This is a genomic window from Acetivibrio straminisolvens JCM 21531, assembly GCF_000521465.1.
In the GTDB taxonomy this organism is placed as follows: Bacteria; Bacillota; Clostridia; order Acetivibrionales; family Acetivibrionaceae; genus Hungateiclostridium; species Hungateiclostridium straminisolvens.
In genome coordinates this window covers 1-23,299 of the sequence record NZ_BAVR01000029.1, presented here as the reverse complement: position 1 = coordinate 23,299, position 23,299 = coordinate 1, and the positions used below count along the sequence as shown (strand labels likewise).

The window sequence follows — 23,299 nt, the reverse complement described above, 5'->3', positions numbered from 1 at the left end:
TCCTAGCAATCACTGTGAAGATAAACGAAATGCTCTTTGTTGCTGACGAACCGCAAAGTCTTAATTTTACTGCCTTTCTTTATATATTTTCCGCATTTTAAACAAAATATGTGAGAAAAGTTCATAACATCATCGCAAACATCACAATGGATTCCCTCATATTTTGCCCAGCTTTGCCATCCGGTTTTGCACAAAGATATTCTTTTATCATAGTCTGCAAAAACCCAGCGCAGAAGCTTGTGAAAATGGAAGGGATACTTTGTGTATTTTATATAGGCTTCCGGTACTCCAAGCCTTATTGTGTAGAGCATAAAATTTTGCTCCACAATTTCCTGAACTCGGCCACTGATTTGGGTTCTATACCAGCAGTAACCGTTGGCATCAAGCCAGAGCCTTAATTTTTCAAACATATATCCCCGGCATATTTCAACCGTTTCATTTCTGTGTACGTTTAAGGCTTTAAAAGCTTCTTCTACTATATTTACCACCGCATCAAGATAGAGTTTTTTCTTAAAATTTTCCTTGTTATAAAGCTCAACAGGAATAATTTCAAAGAAATATTCATTTGTTTCGGGTCTATATATTCCAATACATGTTCCGCCGACAAAACTTCCGCTTCCCGCATCGTCAATTTGTATCATCTGTGCCACCCCGATGTAGTATTTGCTAAAGTGTAAAAATTATAACTTCGATTATCTCCAGCCTATTATAAATAAATTTTAGTGCTCATGTTCCAAATGCAAGAGCTTGATTTTTATACTGCAAAATTGTAATATTAATATAAAAAGCATTTACGGAGGATAAACATGGATATTGATGATAAATTGGAGCTTAAAGCTACAGTAGAAGTTGCTCCACACTTGGAGCTGTATAAAGTGGTTGACTTTTTGAATAAAAATCTAAAGGATAAAAATTTGATTTTCGGTTTGTCAAAGAAAGATAACAAAATGATAATTTCAATTTACGAAACATAAGGGGATATGGCAATGGATAAAGAACAGGACTTGATAAAAAAAATTCAATCCAGTATGCAAGACTTTAGCAAGGGTCAAAAACTTATTGCAAATTTTATCATAAATCATTACGACAAAGCAGCATATATGACTGCAGCAAGACTTGGCGAAGAAGTGGGTGTAAGTGAGTCAACAGTCGTAAGATTTGCAATGAAATTGGATTTGACGGTTATCCCAAACTTCAAAAAGTTTTACGAGAAATGAACAAGAGCAAACTTACGGCTATACAGCGGATTGAAGTAACCTCCAGCAGGATCAATGAGGGAAATATATTAAAAAGTGTCCTTCAATCCGATATGGAGAAAATCAAGGCCACTCTTGAGGAAATTGACCAAGAAAGCTTTAATAATATTGTTCAGAGTATTTTAAATGCGAGAAAGATATACATTCTTGGGGTAAGAAGTTCTGCGCCCCTTGCCAGTTTTCTTGGCTTTTACTTCAACCTGATATTTGATAATGTAAGGCTTGTACACACTACAAGCGTCAGTGAAATGTTTGAGCAAATAATTCATGCTTCCCGTGAAGATGTGGTTATAGGGATAAGCTTCCCGAGATACTCCAAAAGGACAATAAATGCTATGCGTTTTGCCCAAAATCAAGGAGCTACTGTTGTGGCAATTACGGACAGCCTTTATTCTCCTTTGGCCAAGAACGCAGACCATGTCATCACGGCAAGAAGCGATATGGCATCCTTTGTTGACTCGTTGGTTGCTCCTTTGAGTGTAATAAACGCATTGATTGTAGCCATCGGAATGAGCAGGAAACCCTACATACATGACACCTTTGAACGCCTTGAGAAAATATGGGACGAGTACAAGGTGTATGAAAAACACGATTACGAATCCGATTATGGAGAGGAAGATTAGAAAAGTGACAGTATTGTATCTGGTCCGCCATGGCGAAACCGATTGGAACAAGGAAAACCGGTGTCAGGGGCATGTCGATACGGAACTTAACAGCGAAGGAATTCTTCAGGCAAAAGCTGTGGCCCAAAGACTTGCCGCTTTTGACATAGATATTATTTATTCCAGTGCCTTAAAAAGGGCTTACACCACGGCTGAGATTATAAACCGGCAGCTATCTAAAGAGCTTATTAAAAATAAATCTTTAAATGAGATTGATTTTGGAGAATGGGAAGGACTGACTTTTGAGGAGATGAAAAAGCTCCCTGATTACAATTACGATCAGTGGAGGATGACACCGCATCTTGCCACATTTCCTGGCGAGAAAAGCCTAAAAAAACGTCCAGGACAGGGCTATGAAATTTGTTAATGAAATAATTGAAAAGCATAGTGGGAATAATATTCTAGTAGTATCCCATGGCGGTGTCATAAAATTAATCATATTGGGAGTCTTGGGCATTGGCCTTGAGGCTTACAACAAATTTTTTATTGCAAATGCATCCTTGAGTATTATAGTTATTGATAATGATAGGACATACTTAAGGACACTTAATGACACATGTCATATAAAAAAACCGTTTACGACTAAATTTTGATATAATGGAGTAATACTAAATGGGAAAAAAAGTAGTTGTAATCGGGGCAGGTCCCGGCGGTATTATGGCCGCCGGCAAAGCCTCGGAACGAGGACATAATGTAATACTTTTTGAGAAAAATGACAGAATCGGAAAGAAAATTCTCATATCCGGCAAGGGCAGGTGTAATATCACCAATAATACCGATATAGAGGGCCTTATTGAGAATATTCCTGGAAACGGGAATTTTTTATATTCTGCTTTCTATACCTTTTCAAACCACGATTTGATTGACTTTTTGGAGCAATACGGCCTAAAAACCAAGGTGGAAAGAGGAGGAAGAGTATTCCCCGTTTCGGATAATGCAAAAGATGTTAATGCGGCGCTATTAAAGTTTTTAAAGAAAGCCAATGTTAATCTCAAGTTAAACTCACCGGTTCAGGAGATAAAGGCAAAAAACAATACTGTGACGAGTGTGGTTTTAAAAGACGGTACTGAAGTACCTTGTGATGCTGTAGTGCTCGCCACAGGTGGTGCTTCATATCCCGGGACCGGTTCAACAGGTGACGGCTACGTTATGGCAAAGAAACTGGGACACACTATTGTAGACTTAAAACCCTCGCTGGTTCCCCTTCTTGTAGAGGAAGAATGGGTAAAAGAGCTACAAGGCTTTCATTAAAAAATATTGCCATATCTATACTAAATAACTCAGGCAAAAAGATTTACTCGGACTTTGGAGAAATGCTTTTTACGCACTTTGGAGTCTCAGGTCCGGTTATCTTAAGTGCCAGCAGGCACATACTTGACTATGATTATAAAAATGTTAAATTGGTTATTGATTTAAAACCTGCTCTTACGGAGGAGAAACTTAACGAAAGAATACTTAGAGATTTTGAAAAGTATTCGAGAAAGCAATATAAAAATTCACTGGATGAACTTCTTCCGCAAAAAATGATTCCGGTGATAGTAAAGCTTTCCAGTATTGAGCCCGACAGGTTTGTGAATCAGATAAAAAAAGAAGAAAGAAGAGCATTGGTTCGGCTTCTTAAAAATCTTACATTTAATATAACCGGTTCAAGACCTGTTAAGGATGCCATTGTTACGGCGGGTGGTGTGTCAACCGATGAAATAAATCCGTCAACAATGGAATCAAAGCTTATAAAGGGCCTTTACTTTGCCGGCGAAGTTATTGATGTGGACGGCTATACAGGAGGTTTTAATCTTACCATTGCTTTTTCGACAGGCTTTCTTGCGGGTATCAGCTGTTGAAGCATATAAAGTGTAAATTCGATGCAAAACATGACAAAAGGAAAAATGCCTCTGGTTATAAGTGTATTTTTTAATGGATTTGAGCATATTATTCTATAGCAATATTCATTAAAATACGGAGTGATAGCAATGAAGGTTGTAGTTTTTAAGGCTGGTAAGAGAAAATCAAAAAAGCCCCATTCAAAGGCTCAAGCAAAGGCTATAAACCCTAGATTCGGATTTGAAAGATTTTTGTTCTTTTCTTTTATAATTCTATTTGCTGCTTTGGTTTTGGTACAGGCAGCTTTAATGAATCCGACAGCACGGACCTTTCTTATAAATGATACAGGTCTTGAGGGTAATCCTCTTAAATTTGAGGAATACCTTTACAGTGAAGGAGAAATATCAATAGCCTTATATAGCGCCGATGCCAATGAAGACTTGAAGGTTCTTATAAACGGAGAGGAAGTCGCAGCGTTTTCAGAAAATGTAATAAGTCTTAAGGTAAAAGAAGGAGATGTTGTTTCTGTAGACGGAAGCACTACAGAAGAAGCAGAGGTTGCAATAGTTTCTGCCAGCGACAATATAAAACTAGATAACATAGGAAAGAGGATAAAAGTTAATTCCGAAGTTAAACAGCTTGCAAGGATAATAATAGAATAATTCTTCAATTTTTTTATTGTCTAAAAGCCATTATTAAAGTATAATATAATAGTGTTTGTTTTGACATGAATAATTACAAAGAATTAAAAGATAAAACTTAAATATTCGTATTTTACATAATTATTTGGGATATCTTGAGAGGTAAATATGACTAACGATACTATTGACGCTGGAAAATACGGAAGCAAGGAGATTGCAGCTGCAGCAATCGAGATAGCTCTAACTAAAGATAGGGTTTCGGAAAAACAGTTGCAATCCGAGTATAATAAAATTGGAATACGTACTGCTGCAGTAGACTATGGAGGAGAGTTTATTACCTCTGTGATGAAGATAATCGAAAGGGCTGTAGTATCGTCCAAAAGAGAAGGTGTCATTGTTGACAATCATGTAGAAGAAGGAGCTGTTGCCGGTGCAACAAGGGAGGCATTGTCGCAAATTATGCCTAAGGCATTGGGACTTAATGTTGGCGGCAAAATTGGTGTTGCACGATACAAAAACCATATCTCTGTGGCAGTCTTTTTTGGAATAGGTCTGCTTCATTTGAATGAAGTGGCCATTGGTTTAGGCCATAGAGTTGTGTAGGATTGAAGATAATTATTGAAAGTGTTAGCTTGTAGAATGGTAGAATGGCAAATAGGAGGATTTGGTTATAATGGTATGGGCTATCAGAGGCGCGACCACCGTTTCAAACAACGATGCAGATGAGATATTGACCGAAACTCAAAATCTGCTTAAGGAAATGGCCCAAAAAAACGGGCTTGCAGAAGACGACATAATAAGTATAATTTTTACTGTTACAAAGGATTTGGATGCTGCATTCCCGGCGATTGCCGCAAGAAATATAGGTTGGACAAGTACGGCACTTATGTGCATGAACGAAATAGATGTTCCGGGAAGTTTGAAAAAGTGTATCAGGATAATGATGCATGTAAATTCCGATAAAGACAAGAAAGATATAAAGCACGTATATCTTAACGGTGCAAAGGTTTTAAGACCGGATTTGACTTAAACTTAAGTACAATTAACTTGGATTTTGCGGGAGATATAATATGAGTGAAAAAGCCAGAATTTCAATTGCCATTGACGGACCTGCAGGAGCGGGTAAGAGCACAATTGCAAAGCTTATTTCAAAAACTTTAAATATATTGTACTTAGATACCGGGGCAATGTATAGGACTGTTGCCTTAAAAGCTATCAGAGAAGGCGTTGATACATCAAACCGTGAACAAATGTCAAAGCTTGTCGAAGATATAGACATAAAAGTTGTCTATTCGGACGATATACAACATATTTTTTTAGACGGGAAAGATGTAACAGAACTCATAAGGACTCCCGAGGTTTCCATCGGTGCATCCAATGTAGCCACTGTCCCGGCGGTAAGACTAAAAATGGTTGAGCTTCAAAGGGAAGTAGCCAAGCAAAACAGTGTTGTTATGGATGGAAGGGATATAGGAACATATGTTTTGCCCGATGCAACGCTCAAGTTTTTCCTCACAGCTTCTATTGAAGCGAGGGCAATAAGAAGATATAATGAGCTTTTGTCCAAAGGTATGACTCAAATGACTTTGGAAGATGTCAAAAAGGATATAGAATACAGGGATAAAAATGACAGCAGCAGAGATTTTGCTCCCTTGTCAAAAGCTCAGGATGCCATTGAGATTGATACCACTGATTTAACTATAGAACAAGTTGTAAACAAAATTATGGAGTATGTAAAGGAATATGTTTATTAGTTTTCTTAGAGTAATTGTTACTACATTTTTTAATTTGTTTTATAGGGTGAGAATTATTGGTATAGAGAACGTTCCTGAAGAAGGTTCTGTTCTTCTGTGTGCAAATCATATCGCAGAATTGGATATGTTTTTTATCGGATACAAGCTAAAAAGATTGGTTCGATATATGGCTAAGGAAGAACTCTTTAAAATTCCCCTATTATCTTCATTTATCAGAAGACTTGGTGCTTTTCCTGTAAGCAGGGGAAAAGGTGATGTCGGAGCGATTAAAACCGCTTTGAAACTTCTTGAAGAAGGTCACATTGTCGGTATTTTCCCCGAAGGCACAAGGCTGAAACATAAAAAAGGCAAAACTATAAAAGCAAAGCCTGGAGCTGCACTTTTAGCGCAAAAATCAGGTGCTCCAATTTTGCCTGTTGCAATTTGCGGACGTTATCGTCCTTTCAGTAAAATAAAAATTGTATTTGGAAAACCATTTACTCTTGATTTAGAGAAAGATAAGAAATATACTAATAGTGAATTGGTCGAATTCAGTGAGGGCATAATGAAAAAAGTTTACTCTCTCTTGGAGGAATCTTGATTGGAAATAATAGTTGCAAAATCTGCCGGTTTTTGTTTTGGAGTTAGTAACGCAGTTAAGACTGTCAATAATCTTTTGGAAAAGCAAAAAGAACCTATATATACGTATGGTCCTATTATTCACAATACACAAGTAGTAGATCTTCTTGCTTCTAAGGGTGTTAAAAAGATTAATGATATTGATCAAGCAACGCCCAACGGCCATATCGTAATTAGAGCCCACGGTGTTACACCTGAAATTTATAAAAAGATTTTAGATAAGGGGTTGATTTTGGAAGATGCTACATGTCCATACGTAAAAAAAATTCACAACCTTGTAAGGGAGAAAAGTGAAGAAGGCTACAAGATAATAATTGTAGGCGACAAAAATCATCCTGAGGTAATAGGGATAAATGGATGGTGTAACAACAAAGCATATATAGCCGACACAGTTGAGGATATAGAAGGACTTGAACCAAGCGATGAAAAAGTTTGCGTAGTTGCACAGACAACAATAACAAAAGAAAAGTGGGTAAAAATTACGACAGAATTAAAAAAGAAATTCAAAAATCTTTTAGAATTTGATACAATATGTAGTGCAACCAGCAGAAGGCAAAATGAAGCAGAAGAAATTGCCAAACATGTCGACATGATGATTATTATTGGGGGAAAAAGTAGTTCCAATACCCAAAAGCTTTATGATATATGCAAAAAACATTGCAATTTGACGTATAAAATTGAGACTTCCGGTGATTTGCCACCGGTAGATATAAAAAAAATAAAAAAAGTAGGTATTTCTGCCGGAGCTTCTACGCCGGACTGGGTAATTGAGGAGGTTATTAAAAAATGAGTGAATTAAACAAGCAAGGAATGGTCGATATTCTAGAAAAAGATGGTGAAATAGATTTCGCCAACGCATTTGAGAGTTCATTTGTTAGAATACAAGCAGGAGAGACTGTAAAAGGAAAAATAATAGGCTTTAACAGCAATGAGGTTTTTGTTGACTTGGGCTATAAAGCAGACGGTATAATTCCTCTCGAAGAGTATACCGATGACCCAAACTTCAATATTGAAAAAGAAGTAAAAATAGGGGATGAAGTTGAAGTCCTCGTTGAAATGATCAATGACGGTGAAGGCAACGTAAGACTCTCAAAGAAAAAAGTAGATGCTGTAAAATCCTGGGATGATATAGTTAAGGCCTATGAAAGCAAGACTCCTGTTAACGCTTTTGTTGTTGAAGTTGTAAAGGGCGGTGTAATTGCCAGCTCCAGGGGCGTAAGAATATTCGTTCCCGCTTCACAGGTAAGCGATAGATATGTAAAGGATTTAAATGAGTTCCTTAAAAGAAACGTAACTCTCAGAATTGTTGAGCTCAATGAAAAGAGACGTAAAGTGGTAGGTTCTGCAAGAGTAATTATCGAAGAAGAAAAGACTGCTCTTGCGACCAAAACATGGAACAGCATGGAGGTAGGAAAAGTATTTAAAGGTACTGTCAAGAGTCTTACAGATTTTGGTGCCTTTGTTGATATAGGCGGAGTTGACGGACTCATTCATATTTCTGAGCTTTCATGGACAAGAGTTAAACATCCGTCTGAAATATTAAAAGTTGGGGATGAAATTGAAGTAAGCGTTTTAGAATTTGACAAAGAGAAGAAAAAGGTATCCCTGGGGTATAGAAAAATTGAGGACAATCCTTGGTATAAAGCAGAAGAAAAGTACAAGGTAGGAGATATTGTCAAGGTAACTGTTCTTCGTTTTGCTTCCTTTGGTGCCTTTGTTGAGCTTGAAAAAGGTGTGGACGGGCTGGTTCACATATCCCAAATATCCTCAAAGCGTCTCGCAAAAGTTGAAGATGCTCTTGAGATTGGTATGAAAGTTGATGCTAAAATAGTGGAAGTTGATATTGAGAACAAGAAAATCAGCCTCAGCATTAAAGAGGTTATGCCAATAGATCCTCCTTCCTCAAAGGATGAATCTGAAGCAAAAGAAGCTTCTAACAACTCTTCGGAAGACGCCGAACCGTCGGAACATAAAGAAGATATGTCCGTAACATTGGGGGACTTCGTATCAAAGACCACAGAATCCTAATCAAATATTAATTTCAATAATATAATTTAACACAAGCTTTGCTTATAATGGAATAATTTTAAAGCCTGTTGCCAAACACAACAGGCTTTTTATTTTCTTATTTTTCTGCTTCATTACTGTGTAAATGCGATAAAAATGTATAAAAAACAGAGCAAACTGAAGAAGAATTTTAATAATTCAGAATAAACAAGATATATTAAAAATTTTAGAAAAATCTATTGACTTTTAGTGCAGACGTGCTAAAATAAATTTTGTTGAAATTGAGTAATTTCAAATTAAAGAAAGGTTGTTGATATTTTTTTAAATCTGAAGGAGGAAAATGAAATGAATGCTTTGGGCCGTCATATTTTGGCAGAAATATATGGATGTGATGCCGCTATACTTAATAACCGAAATTTGATTGAAAAAATTATGGTTGAATCCGCTCTTGAAGCTGGTGCTGAAGTTAGGGAAGTGGCATTTCACAAATTCAGTCCCCAGGGAGTAAGCGGTGTAGTAGTAATTTCAGAATCCCATTTGACAATTCATACGTGGCCGGAGTTGGGATATGCCGCAGTAGATGTGTTTACCTGCGGGGAAAAGGTTAATCCATGGGATGCTTGCAATTACCTGACAGAAAGGTTTAAAGCCAAGCATATGACTGCAACCGAGGTGAAACGAGGCGTATTCGAAGAACCTGTTAAAGTTGCAAATCTGTAATTGTTAAGATAGATCTTTAAAAGCGTGCATGTGAGCACGCTTTTATGTTTATATTATTATATGTTCATATAGTTCGTATGCAGCATTCATTTATTCCGATTTTTCCCGTACAATATATTTATTTTTAATCATGTATATGATAAAATAAATATATTAATGTAATCATATCATTATATAGGGCTATTCTTTTGAGAGTTTTTTTATAATCAAAGCTTCAAAAAATTTAATAATCCATTCGGTTAAGAGAGGAGTAGTTATGGAAAGGACACTGGTTATATTAAAGCCTGATTCTGTAAAAAGAAAGCTTGTCGGTGAAATTATATCCCGTTTTGAAAAAAGGAATTTTACAATCCTTCACTTGAAAATGATGAACATTGACAGGGATCTAGCCTGTGAACATTATTTTCATGTAAAGGATAAGCCTTTTTTTAACGATATGATTAACTATATAACGTCCGGACCTGTGATTGCAATGATTCTTTCCGGACACAGGGTAATTGAGGCTGTAAGAAGCATGATTGGGGCAACAAGCAATTTTGATTCGAAGCCGGGTACCATTAGAGGCGATTATGGATATCATCCCTTTGAGAATCTTATCCATGCATCCGATTCCGCTGAAAGTGCGGAAATAGAGATAAAAAGGTTTTTTCCCGAACTTAGCGTGTAAACTATACAAAAAATTTAAAATACTAAGGTTAAGATTCATATTTATAGCTGATTCTAGATTGCCGGCACTTGTCATTTAAGAATATGAATGGAGAGATGACAAAATGGTTATGGATTACGAGGGCTTTAAGAAAGAAATTTTCAAACTGACCGGAATTGACCTTGGCTCTTACAAAGAAAAACAAATGAAAAGAAGACTGGATTCTTTGATAAGTAAAAATAATTTTAACGGCTATAAATCATATGTTGAAGCTATTAAGGTAGATAAAAAGCTTTACAGTGAGTTTATCAACTATATGACCATCAATGTATCCGAGTTTTACAGAAATCCGGAACAGTGGGAAAAACTAAAAAATATTATACTTCCGTCGCTTCTTGAAAAAAGCAATAACCTGAAAATTTGGAGTGCTGCTTGCTCAAGCGGAGATGAGCCTTATACGCTTGTTATGATACTGAATGAATTTCTTCCGCTGGGCAAAATTAAAATTTTTGCTACGGATATTGATGGTGAAATCCTTGAAAAAGCAAAAAACGGACTCTACACTGATAAAAGTATTGCCAATTTGCCCAAAAAATATATTGACAAATACTTTAAAGTTGACGGAGACATATATGCCATAAAGCAAGAAGTAAAAAACTGTGTTGAGTTCAATAAACATAATTTATTGGCAGATCCCTATCCGAAAAATTGTGACCTTATAGTCTGCAGGAATGTACTGATTTATTTTACCGAGGAAGCAAAAGCAGAGATTTATAAAAAATTCAATAGATCTCTTAAAACAGGAGGAGTTCTTTTTGTTGGAAGTACAGAACAGATAATACTTTACAACCTCTATAATTTCAAACCTATACAGACATTTTTTATCAAAAAGAAAAAGATATTTAATGGAAGGAGATTTACATGTTTAAAAGGGTTATGGCCTGGATACTTCTGGCCGGCTTCGTACTACTGCTGCTAAACGTTGCCGTATTCGGAATCTATCGGGAGTTGAGCGTGTCTGTTTATCTTGTTATAATGCTAATGTATGTATTTTACATCATTGCAAATAAGCAATAAATTAAGGGAAAACTCAAATAATTAAGTATATATAAACCACTTCCGGCTAATACTCTTATTATAGAGTGTTTTATTATTACCGGAGGTGGTTTTTATAGTAGTAGCAGTTCAAAGCGGATTGGACAACCTAAAGCAGGAGCTAGCCAAAAGAGGTTTTGAGGTTGTCGATTTGGAAACCTATAACTACCCTATAGATGCTATTGTCTATGAGGGGAATTCCTTTCAGATATCCCATATTTCCAGAAATAACATGCCTCAAATGACATCAGGTCAAAGGGCAAACTATGGAGTACTTATTGTCAATGCCTTTGGTAAAAGCATCAACGAAATAGAAGATATGCTTCGGACAAGATATTATAGTCCTCTCTTCGACCTAAATTGAATTATTTAGTTAACTATATGTAAAAACAATACGATATATATTTTTTGCAAATATATTGACAAGCATTTCACAAAGTGCTAATCTAATTGTGTGAATACCTAGTAATGCAGTTGGAATTGGAGGACTGGATTTAATGAGGTTATCTACCAAGGGAAGATATGGCTTAAAAGCTATGCTTGATCTTGCTCTTCACAACGATGAAGGACCTGTTGCGCTAAAAAGCATTGCTGAAAGGCAAGGCTTGTCGGAAAATTATTTAGAGCAGCTTTTTGCCGCTCTAAAAAAGCAGGCCATGTTACAAGTGTTAGAGGCGCACAGGGGGGATATTTACTGTCCAAAAGCCCCGATAATATTACAATTGGCTCAATTCTTAGAGCATTGGAGGGTTCCCTTGCACCGGTTGATTGTGTTGTAGAAGACAAGCCTGCTAAATGCGACCGGTTTGACAACTGTGTTACAAAAATTGTTTGGGAAAAAATAAGGGATAGTGTCAATGAAGCTGTAGATTCTATTACTTTAGCTGATCTTGTAAATGAATCCAACAAAAACTCTGTACTTTTTTGATGCAAGCCCTTATTTATCAAGAGATTTTGTTTTAGAAATACGTTTTGGGGAATAAATAAATATAAATATATTCTAAATTATAGTTAAGGAGTAATCTTTATGAGTGACAACAGGATTATTTATCTGGATCACGCTGCTACAACGCCAGTAAATCCACAGGTACTTGAAGCTATGCTTCCGTACTTTTCAAATAAGTTTGGCAATGCTTCCTCAATTTATTCGATAGGAAGAGAAAGCAAAAAGGCGATTGAGGAAGCAAGGGAAAAGGTAGCCAAGGCAATTGGTGCTCTTCCCAGGGAAGTATTTTTTACCGGTTCCGGTACCGAAGCAGACAATTGGGCTATTAAAGGAGTTGCATATGCAAACAGGGACAAAGGCCGGCATATAATAACAACCGCAATAGAGCATCATGCAGTGCTCCATGCATGTCAGTATCTGGAAAGTGACGGTTTTGAGGTAACGTACCTGCCTGTTGACGAAAACGGCCTGGTATCGCCTGAGCAGGTGCAAGATGCAATAAGACCCGATACAATACTGATTACAATTATGTTTGCCAATAATGAAATCGGAACCATTCAGCCCATAGGCGAAATAGGAAAAATAGCAAGGGAAAGAGGAGTAATTTTCCACACTGATGCAGTACAGGCAGTTGGAAATGTTCCTATAAATGTTGTTGATTTGAATGTTGACCTGCTATCAATGTCGGGACACAAGTTCTATGGTCCGAAAGGCGTAGGTGCGCTGTACATTAGAAAAGGTGTAAAAATCACATCATTTATGCATGGAGGAGCTCAGGAAAGGGGCCGCAGAGCAAGCACCGAGAATGTTGCAGGTATAGTGGGCATGGGTAAAGCTATTGAACTTGCCACACAAAATATTGAAGAGAACAATAAAAAACTCATCGAATTAAGGGACAGGACAATTGAAGAAGTAACAAAAAAAATACCTTTCGTCAAGTTAAATGGAGACAGATACAAGAGACTTCCGGGCAACGTAAATTTCTCTTTTGAGTTTATAGAAGGTGAATCCCTTCTTCTGATGCTTGATATGAAAGGGATCGCTGCATCAAGCGGATCTGCATGTACATCAGGTTCACTCGATCCGTCCCATGTACTGCTTGCAATAGGTCTTCCTCATGAAATAGCTCATGGTTCTCTGAGGCTTACCTTCGGCGTTGAAAATACTCATGAAGATATAGATTATCTCATGGAAGTACTTCCGATGATTGTTAACAGGTTAAGGGAGATGTCTCCATTATATGAAAAAGTGAAAAGAGGGAATTAATATGTATAGTGATAAGGTAATGGACCATTTTATGAATCCTAGAAATGTGGGGGAAATCGAAAATGCAGACGGCGTTGGCGAAGTGGGCAACGCAAAATGCGGAGATATAATGAAAATGTATCTCAAAATAGAAAACAACGTTATAGTGGATGCTAAGTTTAAAACCTTTGGCTGTGGAGCGGCAGTAGCTACAAGCAGTATGGCAACTGAACTCGTTGTTGGAAAAACCGTTGATGAAGCACTGAAAATAACAAACAAAGCAGTAGCGGAAGCTTTGGACGGATTGCCTCCGGCTAAAATGCATTGTTCAAACTTGGCAGAAGAAGCAATACGTGCTGCAATTGATGATTATATGCGCAAAAACGGACTTCTGCCCGAAGGTAGCAATTGCAATGCTTGCGGAAGAAGATGCGATGATATACATCATGGTATTGATGATGAGGATTAAAGGTGGATTATAATTACAATGAGTAAGAAAAAGGTTATGGTAGGCATGAGCGGCGGCGTTGACAGTTCGGTAGCTGCCGCCATACTTTTGGAACAGGGATATGAAGTTATTGGCGCCACAATGCAAATTTGGCTGATGCCAATGAAGAAACAAAACTTATTGAGGGCGGATGCTGTTCGCTTTCTGCTGTTGATGATGCCAGAAGTGTCGCCAATATGTTGGGCATTCCCTATTATGTTTTGAATTTTAAAGACATTTTCGAAAAAAGTGTTATAAACTACTTTAAAGACGAGTATCTAAAGGGCAGGACCCCAAATCCTTGCATTGCCTGCAACAGATTTGTGAAGTTCGAATCAATGCTGAACAAAGCTTTGTCCATGGGTATTGATTATATTGCCACAGGTCATTATGCAATTATAACCTATGACGAGGACAGAAAAAGATATTTGCTGAAGAAATCGGTTACCCAGCAGAAGGATCAGACCTATGCTCTTTACACTGTTACCCAGGAGCAGCTTAGGCATATCCTTATGCCTATCGGAAATTTTTCCAAAGATGAAGTCAGGGCAAAGGCAAAGGAATTGGGTCTCTACGTTGCATCAAAGCCTGATAGTCAGGAAATTTGCTTTGTAAACGACAATGACTATGGAAAGTTTATAGAGGAAAATACCGACAAAGAGATTAAACCCGGCTATTTTGTCGATACAAAGGGAAATATATTAGGGAAGCACAAAGGTATAATTCATTACACCGTGGGGCAAAGAAAAGGTCTTGGTATTGCCTTGGGAAAACCAATGTACGTTGTAAGGCTCGATGTGGAAAACAATAACGTTGTACTGGGCGAAGAAGACGAAGTTTATTCAAAAGAGCTTACAGCCAATGATCTGAACTTTATTTCAATTGACAAACCGGACCAGCCAATCAGAGTCAAGGCCAAGATAAGATATTCTGCCAAAGAGGCAGATGCGGTTATTTATCCTATTGAAGATAACAAGGTCAAGGTTGTGTTTGACACTCCCCAGAGAGCTATTACTCCGGGGCAGTCAGTGGTCTTCTATGACGGCGATATAGTTGTCGGCGGTGGAACAATACTATAGTAAAATATACAAATTATTGATTTAATCACTTGTAAATGCTAGACTTATGTGTTAAAATATTCGAAAGGCAAAAGACAATGATGGAGAAGCAGTAGCCGTTCATGGTTACAATCAGAGAGAAGTCCGGCAGGTGAAAGGGCTTTAGTACATGAATTGGCGAATTACACTCCGGAGTTTCATACGTGAAACTTATTCATGTATGACGGGAGACCAACCGTTATATTGGCAGTAATTAATGAGGTATATATTTTAAAATATATACAAATTAAGGTGGTACCACGGGAGCTTTCTCGTCCTTAAGCAGGGCGGCAAAGCTTTTTTTGTTACCTTGACAATTAGGAAAAAATATTTTATGAATAAAATTTTCAATCTTACTACTTTTTGAAGAATTATTTTCCGGGAGGTATTTACATGTCCAGTGTGTTTGACATTTTGAAAGAAAGAGGATTTATTGCACAGCTTACTCACGAAGAAAGAATAAAAGAGCTTCTTGAAAAAGAAAAAGTTACATTTTATATCGGTTTTGACCCAACAGCCGATAGTCTTCATGTGGGACATTTCCTGCAAATGATGGTTATGGCTCATATGCAAAAAGCCGGGCACAGGCCCATAGCATTGGTTGGCGGCGGTACCGCAATGGTTGGCGACCCCACAGGAAAAACCGATATGAGAAGAATGATGACCCGGGAGGAAATCAAACATAATGCCGACTGTTTTAAAAAGCAACTTTCCAAATTCATTGAATTTGGTGAAGGAAAGGCTATAATGGTTGATAACGGTGATTGGCTGCTTGATTTAAATTATGTTAACTTTTTAAGGGATATAGGAGTTCACTTCTCCGTAAATCGAATGTTGACGGCAGAGTGCTTTAAATCCAGACTGGAAAAAGGTCTTTCCTTTATAGAGTTCAATTACATGCTCATGCAAAGCTATGATTTTCTGAAACTGTACAAGGAATACGGCTGTATTATTCAGCTTGGCGGTGATGACCAATGGTCAAACATTCTCGGAGGAATAGACCTTATAAGAAGAAAGGAAGGAAAAGAAGTCTACGGTATGACCTTTACGCTCCTTACCACCAGTGAAGGCAAAAAGATGGGTAAGACTGAGAAAGGTGCATTATGGCTCGATGCCAACAAGACTTCTCCTTATGAGTCTACCAGTACTGGAGAAATATACATGACGCGGATGTGATAAAATGCTTAAAACTCTTAACCTTTGTTCCGATGGAAGAAATTGAGGAGTATGCAAAACTGAAAGACCAGGAAATAAACATTGCCAAAAAACGTCTGGCCTTTGAGGTTACAAAGTTGATTCACGGTGAGGAAGAGGCATTAAACGCTCAAAAAACAGCCGAAGCCCTTTTTGTAAAGGGTGCAAGCACCGACAATATGCCCACCACTGAAATAGCCTCAAATGAGCTTACAGACGGTATAAACATAGTTGACCTGCTATTAAAGACAAAGCTAATTCCTTCAAAAGGTGAAGGCCGCAGACTTATCGAGCAGGGAGGAATATCCATAAACGATAATAAAGTTGAAGGTTTTGACAAATCGGTAACTATGGGTGATTTCAACAACGGCGAATTGATCATCAAAAAAGGCAAAAAGACATATCATAGGGTAAAACTTGTATAAAATACAGGGTAAAATTGCTAGAATACAAGTTTATTATAAGAAACAAGCTTAGAGGTTTACAAAACCCCTAAGCTTGTTTAAATTGGTGTAAATACCGGTTTTCTGTTTTCGAAATGTACCGTATATTTAAAACCCGCTTTTTTTAGAAGCTCTTTCACATAGTCAAATTTAAAACCTATATAATCGGGAGTATGGGCATCAGAACTTGTGCAAATTATCTTTCCCTTTAACTCTCTGTACCTTTTTATAATCTCATAGTCCGGCATCGGTGAATTTAGGTTGTATCGAAATCCGGAGGTATTTACCTCCAAGCCTTTACCTTTTTCGACAAGAGCTTTGAGTATGGCGTCAATTCTGTCTCCGAAATCGCTCAATTTTAACGTCTTGTCATCATAACATCCATACCTCCTGATGAGATCGACATGTCCAAGAATGTCAAAATTATCAAAAAGGTTAATACACTCAAGAACGCTTTCTAAATACCTTAAATAGGCTTCGTTCTTTGATTTGTTTCTGCAGAAGTCGCCATTATGAAGGTCTGTTTTGTCTACAATATGAATTGAGCCAATAACAATATCGAAATCATATTTTTTACAATATCATTGGACTCATCTATTACATGGGGCTGGATACCTACTTCAATACCTTTAAAAACTTTGATTTTAGAGGAATAATCCCGCTTAAGCCTGTCCATCGCTTCAGAGTATTTATCAAAATCAATCATAAATACATCATCATAATTCGGATAGTCTATATCCAAATGGTCTGTAAATGAAATACCTTTAAGGCCAAATTTTGCTGCAGTATTAATTGCAATTTCCGGATCCATGTTGCTGTCTCCCGAAAAGCTGCTGTGAACGTGACAATCATACATTGCATTTACCTCCAAATTATTTTCGCAAGTTAAATTAGCCATTATTATTATTTATAAAATAAATACAGTAATTAGTCAAGAAAGCAACATTAAGCAAATAAAATTTGCCTTATAGGCCTATAGATATGGGACTATATAACTACTAGTTGAATATTGCAAAATGAAAAAAAATAAAGTAAAATAATAATTAAGAGTGAATTTTTGTGTCTTTTTAACGTGCATCCGGTTTATTATACAATTAGTACTTATCATTTTACTGCATGCTTCAATAAGCTTTATATAAATCCTTTTTTCAGCATTTCAATATAAAATTTATATTAGTGTTGTTTGCCCTTACTCTACTGAGGAGGATTTTCATATGAGAAAAAGAATAATCGAAGTTTCAACGGACTACAAAATCCTTATTGTTGACGATGAAGAAGGTATAATAAATTCGATGAAAGTGATGCTAACAAGGAGCGGTTATTACTGCAAGGGTATCTCAAATCCTTTAGAGGCAATAGAAACTCTTAAAAGTGAGCATTTTGACATGCTTATTTTAGATTACATAATGTCACCTATTCATGGAGACGAAGTCGTTTCAAAGATTCGAGAGTTCAATAAAGACATTTATATTCTCCTTTTGACAGGACACAAAGACTTGGCTCCTCCCCTCGAAACTATTAAAGCTCTTGACATTCAGGGCTATTGTGAGAAGGGAGACAAGTTTGACCAGCTTCTACTTTTGATTGAGTCGGGAATAAAATCAATATCTCAAATGCGCACCATAAGACAGTTTAAGGATGGCTTAAACAGAATACTTCAGGCTGTGCCAAAAATTTATCAACTCCAGCCGATAGGCATTATTTTGGAAGAAATCTTGCAGGGACTAATGCCTTTGGTAAACAGCAAAGATGCGTTTATCCTGATAGATGATTGCAACAGTGCCGCAGGTGAAATCATCTTTAAGGGAGTGGGTGAGTATGACATCAAGGTAGAATCGCTGGTTACCCTCCTGAGTCCCGAACTTATGGAGAATATCGGACGCGCAAGGGACAGCAAAAATGTCCTTCTTCTAGACCATGGAATAATACTTCCACTTATGAATGAAGAAAGCAAATCCATTGGAGTAATTTATATAGAAAGCAGCAATTTAGGTGACGGAATAAAGCTTCTTGAAATATATTCCACACAGGCAGCTTCATCTATAAATAACGCATTTTTACATTCTCTGATAAACATGAAGAAAGAAGAGCTTGACAAGACCTACCAGGAGCTTAGAAAAAGATATATCGACACAATAGAAGCTTTGCGTCTGACAGTTGATGCAAAGGATATCTATACAAGAGGCCATTCGGACCGTGTTTCATATTTTGCCGCAAAACTTGGTGAAGCTTTTGGGCTTCCGGAAGAACAGATTGAGCTCCTAAAGGTTGGAGGTATCTTCCATGACATAGGCAAAATCGGCACAGCTGATGATATACTTTTCAAAACCGACAAGCTGGACTATGATGAATATGAAGAAATTAAAAAACACCCGTTAAAAGGTGCATATATACTGTCGGCCATTTCAATGTTTAAAGATGTTGTCCCGCTCGTAAAATATCACCACGAGAGAGTTGACGGCAAAGGTTACCCGGAAGGATTGAAAGGCGACGAAATCCCGTTTTTGGCAAGAATATTAACCGTTGCTGATGCCTTTGACGCTATGATGTCAGACAGAAAATACAGGTCAAAATTAAGCCTTGAAGAAACAATAGAACAGTTTAAAATATATTCCGGTACCCAATTTGACCCTGAGGTAGTCGATATGTTGTTTAAGATTCTTGAAAACTATGATTTGATGTTCGAAGAGCTTGCAAAAACATTTACATAATGTATAATTGTACTAATACGTTATTGTAATATTGGGATTTAAAAGAAGAGCTTATACTCTTCTTTTTATTTTGCCTCTTGGAATGAAATGAAAGAGGCAAAAGCGAAGGGAGTCGATATCCCGAGCTTTTATTATTTATAAATTCTAAAATTCTTCTTGCTTTAATGTTTATTGCGCAAGCATTTAGAGATATAATAATAAATATAAAATTTTTGCAGGAGGTAATAAAATATGTCAGATAATAAAACACCGGGTCAAAAGTTATGGGAAAATCTATCCTATAACATCCCAAATGTTTGGAACAAAATAAGCGATGATGAGCTAAAAATCACTTTTAAATTCTGTGAAGAATATAAATCCTTTCTAGACAAATCCAAAACCGAAAGGGAATTTGTTCAAGAGACTATAAAGCTGGCTGAAAATAGAGGATTTATTTCAATAGAGAATATAATAAATTCCGGAAAACCGCTTAAGCCAGGAATGAAAATTTACAGGGTATTCAAAAACAAAATCATGGCCCTTGCAGTCATAGGCTCACAGCCTCCGGAGAAGGGCTTAAACCTTGTGGGAGCACATATAGACTCGCCGAGAATTGATCTTAAGCCAAACCCAATGTATGAGTCAAACGAAATGGTGTTTCTGAAAACCCACTATTACGGAGGGATAAAAAAGTATCAATGGGTAACCATTCCGCTTTCCATGCATGGAGTTGTTATAAGAAAGGACGGAAGCAAAGTTGAAATTGTTATTGGCGAAGATGAAAAGGATACTGTGTTTACAATAACCGATTTGCTTCCTCATCTTGCAGCAGATCAAATGCAGAAGAAAATGAGTGAGGGAATTATCGGAGAAGGTTTGAATATTCTTTTCGGCTCCATTCCATATAACGATGAAAAGATTAAAGAAAAAGTAAAGCTAAACATACTTAAGCTCCTTAATGAGAAGTACAACATTATTGAAGAAGATCTCCTGTCTGCCGAGCTGGAACTGGTTCCTTCTTTTAAAGCAAGGGATGTGGGGTTGGACAAAAGCATGGTCGGTGCTTACGGGCAGGATGACAGAGTTTGTGCATATACAGCCTTAAGAGCCGTTCTGGATCTGGATAATGTTGATAAAACTGCTGTTTGTGTGCTTACAGACAAAGAGGAAATAGGAAGTATGGGCAATACCGGAGCCCAATCAAGCTTTCTTGAAAACTTCATCGCAGACATATGTGCACTCAGCTCTGAAAAATATACGGACATAGTTTTAAGAAGGTGCCTAAATAACTCCAAAATGCTTTCGGCAGACGTCAGCGCAGCAATAGACCCAACCTATGAAGGAGCATATGAAAAGCTCAATTCTTCCTTTATAGGGAAAGGAATTGTGCTTCTAAAGTATACCGGCGCCCGCGGAAAATCCGGTGCAAGCGATGCCAATGCCGAATTCATGGGAGAAGTGCGAAGGCTGTTCAATGACAATAAAGTATACTGGCAAACTGCTGAATTAGGCAAGGTTGATCAGGGCGGAGGAGGTACAATCGCCCAATTCGTAGCAAATATGGGTATGGATGTGATAGACTGTGGAGTCGCTGTTCTCTCAATGCATTCGCCCTTTGAAGTAACCAGCAAAGTTGATATTTATATGGCATATAAAGCTTACAGGGAATTTATGAAGTATATGAAGTAAAACCGGTCAGTGTATACGGCTCACAACGAAAAACCTTTCAATATCTTGAAAGGTTTTTCGTTGTGAATCTTTTAGTTGGCCTCTTGGAATGAAATGAAAGAGGCAAAAGCGAAGGGACTCGATGTCCCGAACTTTTATTTTGCTAAATTCCTTGTCCTAAAATGCTCATTTATAATCTGGTCTGTTTCTTGGGAATCCATGATATAGTACCAGACTCCATCCAATACGGATTTCCCCGGAACTTTCAGCATGTTTATGCTATCGGCCTGAACTTTTGAAACACTTCCTGTCAACTTTAAAACTTCACTCATATTAAGATTGGTCTCAATATTGCTGAAAATCGTATTGGCAATATCATTTACTTTAGTTAAATAAAAAATATTAAGTTTTTGGCGAACCAATTCCCGGACAAAATTCTGCTGAGCATCAATTCTCTTTAAGTCGCTTCCGTCATAGTACTCATTAATACGTCCATAGTTATACTGCCTGAATCTCATAAACTTCTCAGCCATGGCACCGTCGAAGTGATGCTGCCCTTTCTTTATATGAATGCTCAGTCCCTGCAAAGGATCATCATAGTCCATATCCACCGGAACATAGTAATCCACTCCGCCTAAAATATCAATTATTTTTCTGAAAGCAGAAGTATCGACAAAAACATAGTATTTTACATCTATGCCAAAAAGCTCACTCACCGTTTGAACGGCAAGTTCTCCTCCTCCTGTGGGATAAGCAGCGTTTATCTTTGCCTTTCTGCCATTTATTGTAACCTTTGTGTCCCTGGGTATTGAGAGAATACTTACTTTAGAGGTTGATGGTTTGAAATTTACCAGCATCATTGTGTCTGTATTGTTGTTAACCTTGTCTCCGCCCAATACCAGCACATTCAAATCTTCATTAACAACTTTTAAAGGATTAAGAATATCATGAATCAATGCCCCCGAATTGTCGACAGGCTTTTCGGTATCTGTATTGAAATTGATGTACAATAGGGTTAGTGTACCAATAAAAAACATAAAAACCGATAATATTGAACACACAATTAAGTAAAATTTTCTGAAATTCATATCGCAACTCCATCTTCCAAGTAGATTTAATACCAAAAATAAAGTATAATCTATTTTTTCTGATATTTCAATAATATCCGAAAGCAATAGCCTCAGTATTTTAACGCAAAAATTCCAATTAGAATAAATATTATAAATTAGCTCTCATTTTCATCGCTGTGTTCATCGACATAACTTGACAAAGGATTGCTTTCTACTGCTTTTTTCAACTGCTGGCTGTCAACATGAGTATAAATCTCCGTTGTTGCTATACTTTCGTGCCCCAGTATCTCCTGAAGTGCTCTTATATCAACATTACCATGCTTATACATCAGTGTTGCCGCGGTATGCCTCAGTTTGTGGGTGGAGTATCTTTCAGGGTCAAGTCCTGCAGCCTTTATATACTTTTTAACAATATGCTGAACGGTCTTATTACTTATTCTTTGTTTTCTGGCACTTAAAAACAAAGCGTTTTTGTCTTTCACACCGTCAACGGGACGAACATCCAAATATGCCCGAATAGCTTTTATACATGCTGCATTAAGGTAAATGGTCCGCTCCTTGTCACCTTTACCTATTACGGTCAAAACATCATTTTTTATGTTTCCAAGGTTTATGTTCACAAGCTCGGAAAGCCTCAGACCGCAATTTAAAAACAAAGTTATAATAGCAAAATCCCTTTCTTTATGCTCTCCATCAATAGACCCCAACAGTCTTTTACTTTCTTCGATGTTTAGATATTTGGGAAGCCTTTTCATTATTTTGGGGGATTCCAGTTCGGCAGCAGGGTTTTGCTCCAAAAGCTTTGCTTTGTTTGTAAGATAGTTAAAAAACGACCTTATACTTGCAACCTTTCTAGCCCTGGAACTTGAGCTATTGTCTCTTTCCCGGCTCAAAAAAGACATATACGAATAAATATCACTTAAAGTTATTTTCCTAATGACTTCAATATCCATATCTTTAATATTTATCGATTCAAAATCCTTTTTTGCATCCTCCAAACCCATATGAATTTTCATGAACCTGAAAAAAAGCCTTAAGTCATAATAGTACTCATGGATTGTATTTTTTGACTTACCTCTTATTGTCTCCATGTAGCTTAAGAAATCCTTTATTATGATAGGTGCCTCATCATTATATGCCTGGTTCATTTTGACCTCTCCCTATATCTATATATTATTAATCCGCTAATATTATTTTGACGTACATTTTTGAAATTTTGTTCGAGTTAAATTCGTAAAT

At 37.1% G+C, this 23,299-nt stretch carries 23 protein-coding genes, 5 pseudogenes and 1 other annotated feature; of the genes and pseudogenes, 23 read left to right on the top strand and 5 right to left on the bottom strand.

Annotated features, from left to right (window positions below; all coding sequences use genetic code 11):
• Positions 1-2: 2 nt before the first annotated feature.
• Complete coding sequence (locus tag JCM21531_RS09105; protein ID WP_038289198.1) at positions 3-641, bottom strand: hypothetical protein; 639 nt, start codon at positions 639-641, stop codon at positions 3-5.
• Between the two features lie 165 nt (positions 642-806).
• Here JCM21531_RS09105 and JCM21531_RS18345 point away from each other — a divergent pair, with 165 nt between their 5' ends.
• The 21 genes and pseudogenes from JCM21531_RS18345 to tyrS all read left to right on the top strand — a co-directional run bounded on the left by JCM21531_RS18345 (position 807) and on the right by tyrS (position 16,614).
• Positions 807-974, top strand: a complete 168-nt coding sequence (locus tag JCM21531_RS18345; protein WP_094184772.1) for a YpmA family protein — start codon at positions 807-809, stop codon at positions 972-974.
• A 6-nt stretch (positions 975-980) separates the two neighbouring features.
• Positions 981-1,879 (top strand): annotated as a pseudogene (locus JCM21531_RS09100) (MurR/RpiR family transcriptional regulator).
• Positions 1,863-2,285 carry a histidine phosphatase family protein gene (locus JCM21531_RS09095; RefSeq protein ID WP_279379022.1) on the top strand — a complete coding sequence of 141 codons (423 nt, stop codon included), beginning with the start codon at positions 1,863-1,865 and terminating at the stop codon, positions 2,283-2,285. Before JCM21531_RS09100 ends, JCM21531_RS09095 begins: the two are co-directional and overlap by 17 nt.
• On the top strand, positions 2,272-2,511 hold the full coding sequence (locus JCM21531_RS23725; protein ID WP_279379021.1) for a histidine phosphatase family protein: 240 nt from the start codon (positions 2,272-2,274) through the stop codon (positions 2,509-2,511). Before JCM21531_RS09095 ends, JCM21531_RS23725 begins: the two co-directional genes overlap by 14 nt.
• A 19-nt stretch (positions 2,512-2,530) precedes the next feature.
• Positions 2,531-3,759, top strand: a pseudogene (locus JCM21531_RS09090) (BaiN/RdsA family NAD(P)/FAD-dependent oxidoreductase).
• Positions 3,760-3,888: 129 nt separating this feature from the next.
• Complete coding sequence (locus JCM21531_RS09085; protein ID WP_038289195.1) at positions 3,889-4,401, top strand: hypothetical protein; 513 nt, start codon at positions 3,889-3,891, stop codon at positions 4,399-4,401.
• 147 nt (positions 4,402-4,548) lie between these two features.
• Positions 4,549-4,983 carry a HutP family protein gene (locus JCM21531_RS09080; protein WP_038289194.1) on the top strand — a complete coding sequence of 145 codons (435 nt, stop codon included), beginning with the start codon at positions 4,549-4,551 and terminating at the stop codon, positions 4,981-4,983.
• 70 nt (positions 4,984-5,053) lie between these two features.
• Positions 5,054-5,410, top strand: coding sequence for a chorismate mutase (aroH, locus tag JCM21531_RS09075; protein ID WP_038289193.1), 357 nt, complete (start codon positions 5,054-5,056; stop codon positions 5,408-5,410).
• Positions 5,411-5,450: 40 nt separating this feature from the next.
• Positions 5,451-6,134 carry a (d)CMP kinase gene (cmk, locus tag JCM21531_RS09070; RefSeq protein WP_038289191.1) on the top strand — a complete coding sequence of 228 codons (684 nt, stop codon included), beginning with the start codon at positions 5,451-5,453 and terminating at the stop codon, positions 6,132-6,134.
• Entirely contained in the window at positions 6,124-6,714 is a 591-nt protein-coding gene (locus JCM21531_RS09065; RefSeq protein WP_038289190.1) for a lysophospholipid acyltransferase family protein, read from the top strand. Before cmk ends, JCM21531_RS09065 begins: the two co-directional genes overlap by 11 nt.
• On the top strand, positions 6,715-7,542 hold the full coding sequence (gene ispH, locus JCM21531_RS21545; RefSeq protein WP_038289189.1) for a 4-hydroxy-3-methylbut-2-enyl diphosphate reductase: 828 nt from the start codon (positions 6,715-6,717) through the stop codon (positions 7,540-7,542).
• Positions 7,539-8,780 carry a 30S ribosomal protein S1 gene (gene rpsA, locus JCM21531_RS21540; protein ID WP_038289187.1) on the top strand — a complete coding sequence of 414 codons (1,242 nt, stop codon included), beginning with the start codon at positions 7,539-7,541 and terminating at the stop codon, positions 8,778-8,780. The genes ispH and rpsA overlap by 4 nt, the downstream gene beginning before the upstream one ends.
• Positions 8,781-9,104: 324 nt before the next feature.
• Positions 9,105-9,479 (top strand): adenosylmethionine decarboxylase, encoded by a 375-nt coding sequence (speD, locus tag JCM21531_RS09050; RefSeq protein WP_038289184.1) that lies wholly within the window; start codon positions 9,105-9,107, stop codon positions 9,477-9,479.
• A 256-nt stretch (positions 9,480-9,735) separates the two neighbouring features.
• Positions 9,736-10,146 carry a nucleoside-diphosphate kinase gene (gene ndk, locus JCM21531_RS09045; RefSeq protein ID WP_038289182.1) on the top strand — a complete coding sequence of 137 codons (411 nt, stop codon included), beginning with the start codon at positions 9,736-9,738 and terminating at the stop codon, positions 10,144-10,146.
• A gap of 103 nt (positions 10,147-10,249) precedes the next feature.
• The gene (locus tag JCM21531_RS09040; RefSeq protein ID WP_279379020.1) at positions 10,250-11,104 is read left to right on the top strand and encodes a CheR family methyltransferase; all 855 of its coding nucleotides are present in this window, start codon (positions 10,250-10,252) and stop codon (positions 11,102-11,104) included.
• A 183-nt stretch (positions 11,105-11,287) separates the two neighbouring features.
• Positions 11,288-11,584 (top strand): YkuS family protein, encoded by a 297-nt coding sequence (locus tag JCM21531_RS09035; RefSeq protein WP_038289181.1) that lies wholly within the window; start codon positions 11,288-11,290, stop codon positions 11,582-11,584.
• A 133-nt stretch (positions 11,585-11,717) separates the two neighbouring features.
• Positions 11,718-12,148 (top strand): annotated as a pseudogene (locus JCM21531_RS09030) (RrF2 family transcriptional regulator).
• 99 nt (positions 12,149-12,247) lie between these two features.
• Positions 12,248-13,432: a cysteine desulfurase NifS gene (gene nifS / locus JCM21531_RS09025; protein ID WP_038289179.1), complete on the top strand. Its 1,185-nt coding sequence runs from the start codon at positions 12,248-12,250 to the stop codon at positions 13,430-13,432.
• Between the two features lies 1 nt (position 13,433).
• Positions 13,434-13,880, top strand: coding sequence for a Fe-S cluster assembly scaffold protein NifU (gene nifU / locus JCM21531_RS09020; protein WP_038289177.1), 447 nt, complete (start codon positions 13,434-13,436; stop codon positions 13,878-13,880).
• Positions 13,881-13,898: 18 nt separating this feature from the next.
• A pseudogene (mnmA, locus tag JCM21531_RS09015) lies at positions 13,899-14,977 on the top strand (tRNA 2-thiouridine(34) synthase MnmA).
• A 68-nt stretch (positions 14,978-15,045) separates the two neighbouring features.
• Positions 15,046-15,278, top strand: a binding site (T-box leader).
• 110 nt (positions 15,279-15,388) lie between these two features.
• A pseudogene (gene tyrS / locus JCM21531_RS09010) lies at positions 15,389-16,614 on the top strand (tyrosine--tRNA ligase).
• A gap of 77 nt (positions 16,615-16,691) precedes the next feature.
• Here the strand turns inward: tyrS and JCM21531_RS23720 are convergent.
• Both JCM21531_RS23720 and JCM21531_RS23715 read right to left on the bottom strand, forming a co-directional pair.
• Positions 16,692-17,168 (bottom strand): histidinol-phosphatase HisJ family protein, encoded by a 477-nt coding sequence (locus JCM21531_RS23720; RefSeq protein WP_279379025.1) that lies wholly within the window; start codon positions 17,166-17,168, stop codon positions 16,692-16,694.
• Entirely contained in the window at positions 17,162-17,488 is a 327-nt protein-coding gene (locus JCM21531_RS23715) for a PHP domain-containing protein (RefSeq protein ID WP_279379019.1), read from the bottom strand. Before JCM21531_RS23715 ends, JCM21531_RS23720 begins: the two co-directional genes overlap by 7 nt.
• A 358-nt stretch (positions 17,489-17,846) precedes the next feature.
• Here JCM21531_RS23715 and JCM21531_RS09000 point away from each other — a divergent pair, with 358 nt between their 5' ends.
• Complete coding sequence (locus JCM21531_RS09000; RefSeq protein WP_038289175.1) at positions 17,847-19,343, top strand: DUF3369 domain-containing protein; 1,497 nt, start codon at positions 17,847-17,849, stop codon at positions 19,341-19,343.
• Positions 19,344-19,574: 231 nt separating this feature from the next.
• Complete coding sequence (locus JCM21531_RS08995; protein WP_038289174.1) at positions 19,575-21,011, top strand: aminopeptidase; 1,437 nt, start codon at positions 19,575-19,577, stop codon at positions 21,009-21,011.
• A gap of 134 nt (positions 21,012-21,145) precedes the next feature.
• Here the strand turns inward: JCM21531_RS08995 and JCM21531_RS08990 are convergent, their stop codons facing one another.
• Positions 21,146-22,078 carry an LCP family protein gene (locus tag JCM21531_RS08990; RefSeq protein ID WP_038289173.1) on the bottom strand — a complete coding sequence of 311 codons (933 nt, stop codon included), beginning with the start codon at positions 22,076-22,078 and terminating at the stop codon, positions 21,146-21,148.
• Positions 22,079-22,215: 137 nt separating this feature from the next.
• Positions 22,216-23,208 carry a tyrosine recombinase XerC gene (locus tag JCM21531_RS08985; protein ID WP_038289171.1) on the bottom strand — a complete coding sequence of 331 codons (993 nt, stop codon included), beginning with the start codon at positions 23,206-23,208 and terminating at the stop codon, positions 22,216-22,218.
• Between the last annotated feature and the right edge of the window lie 91 nt (positions 23,209-23,299).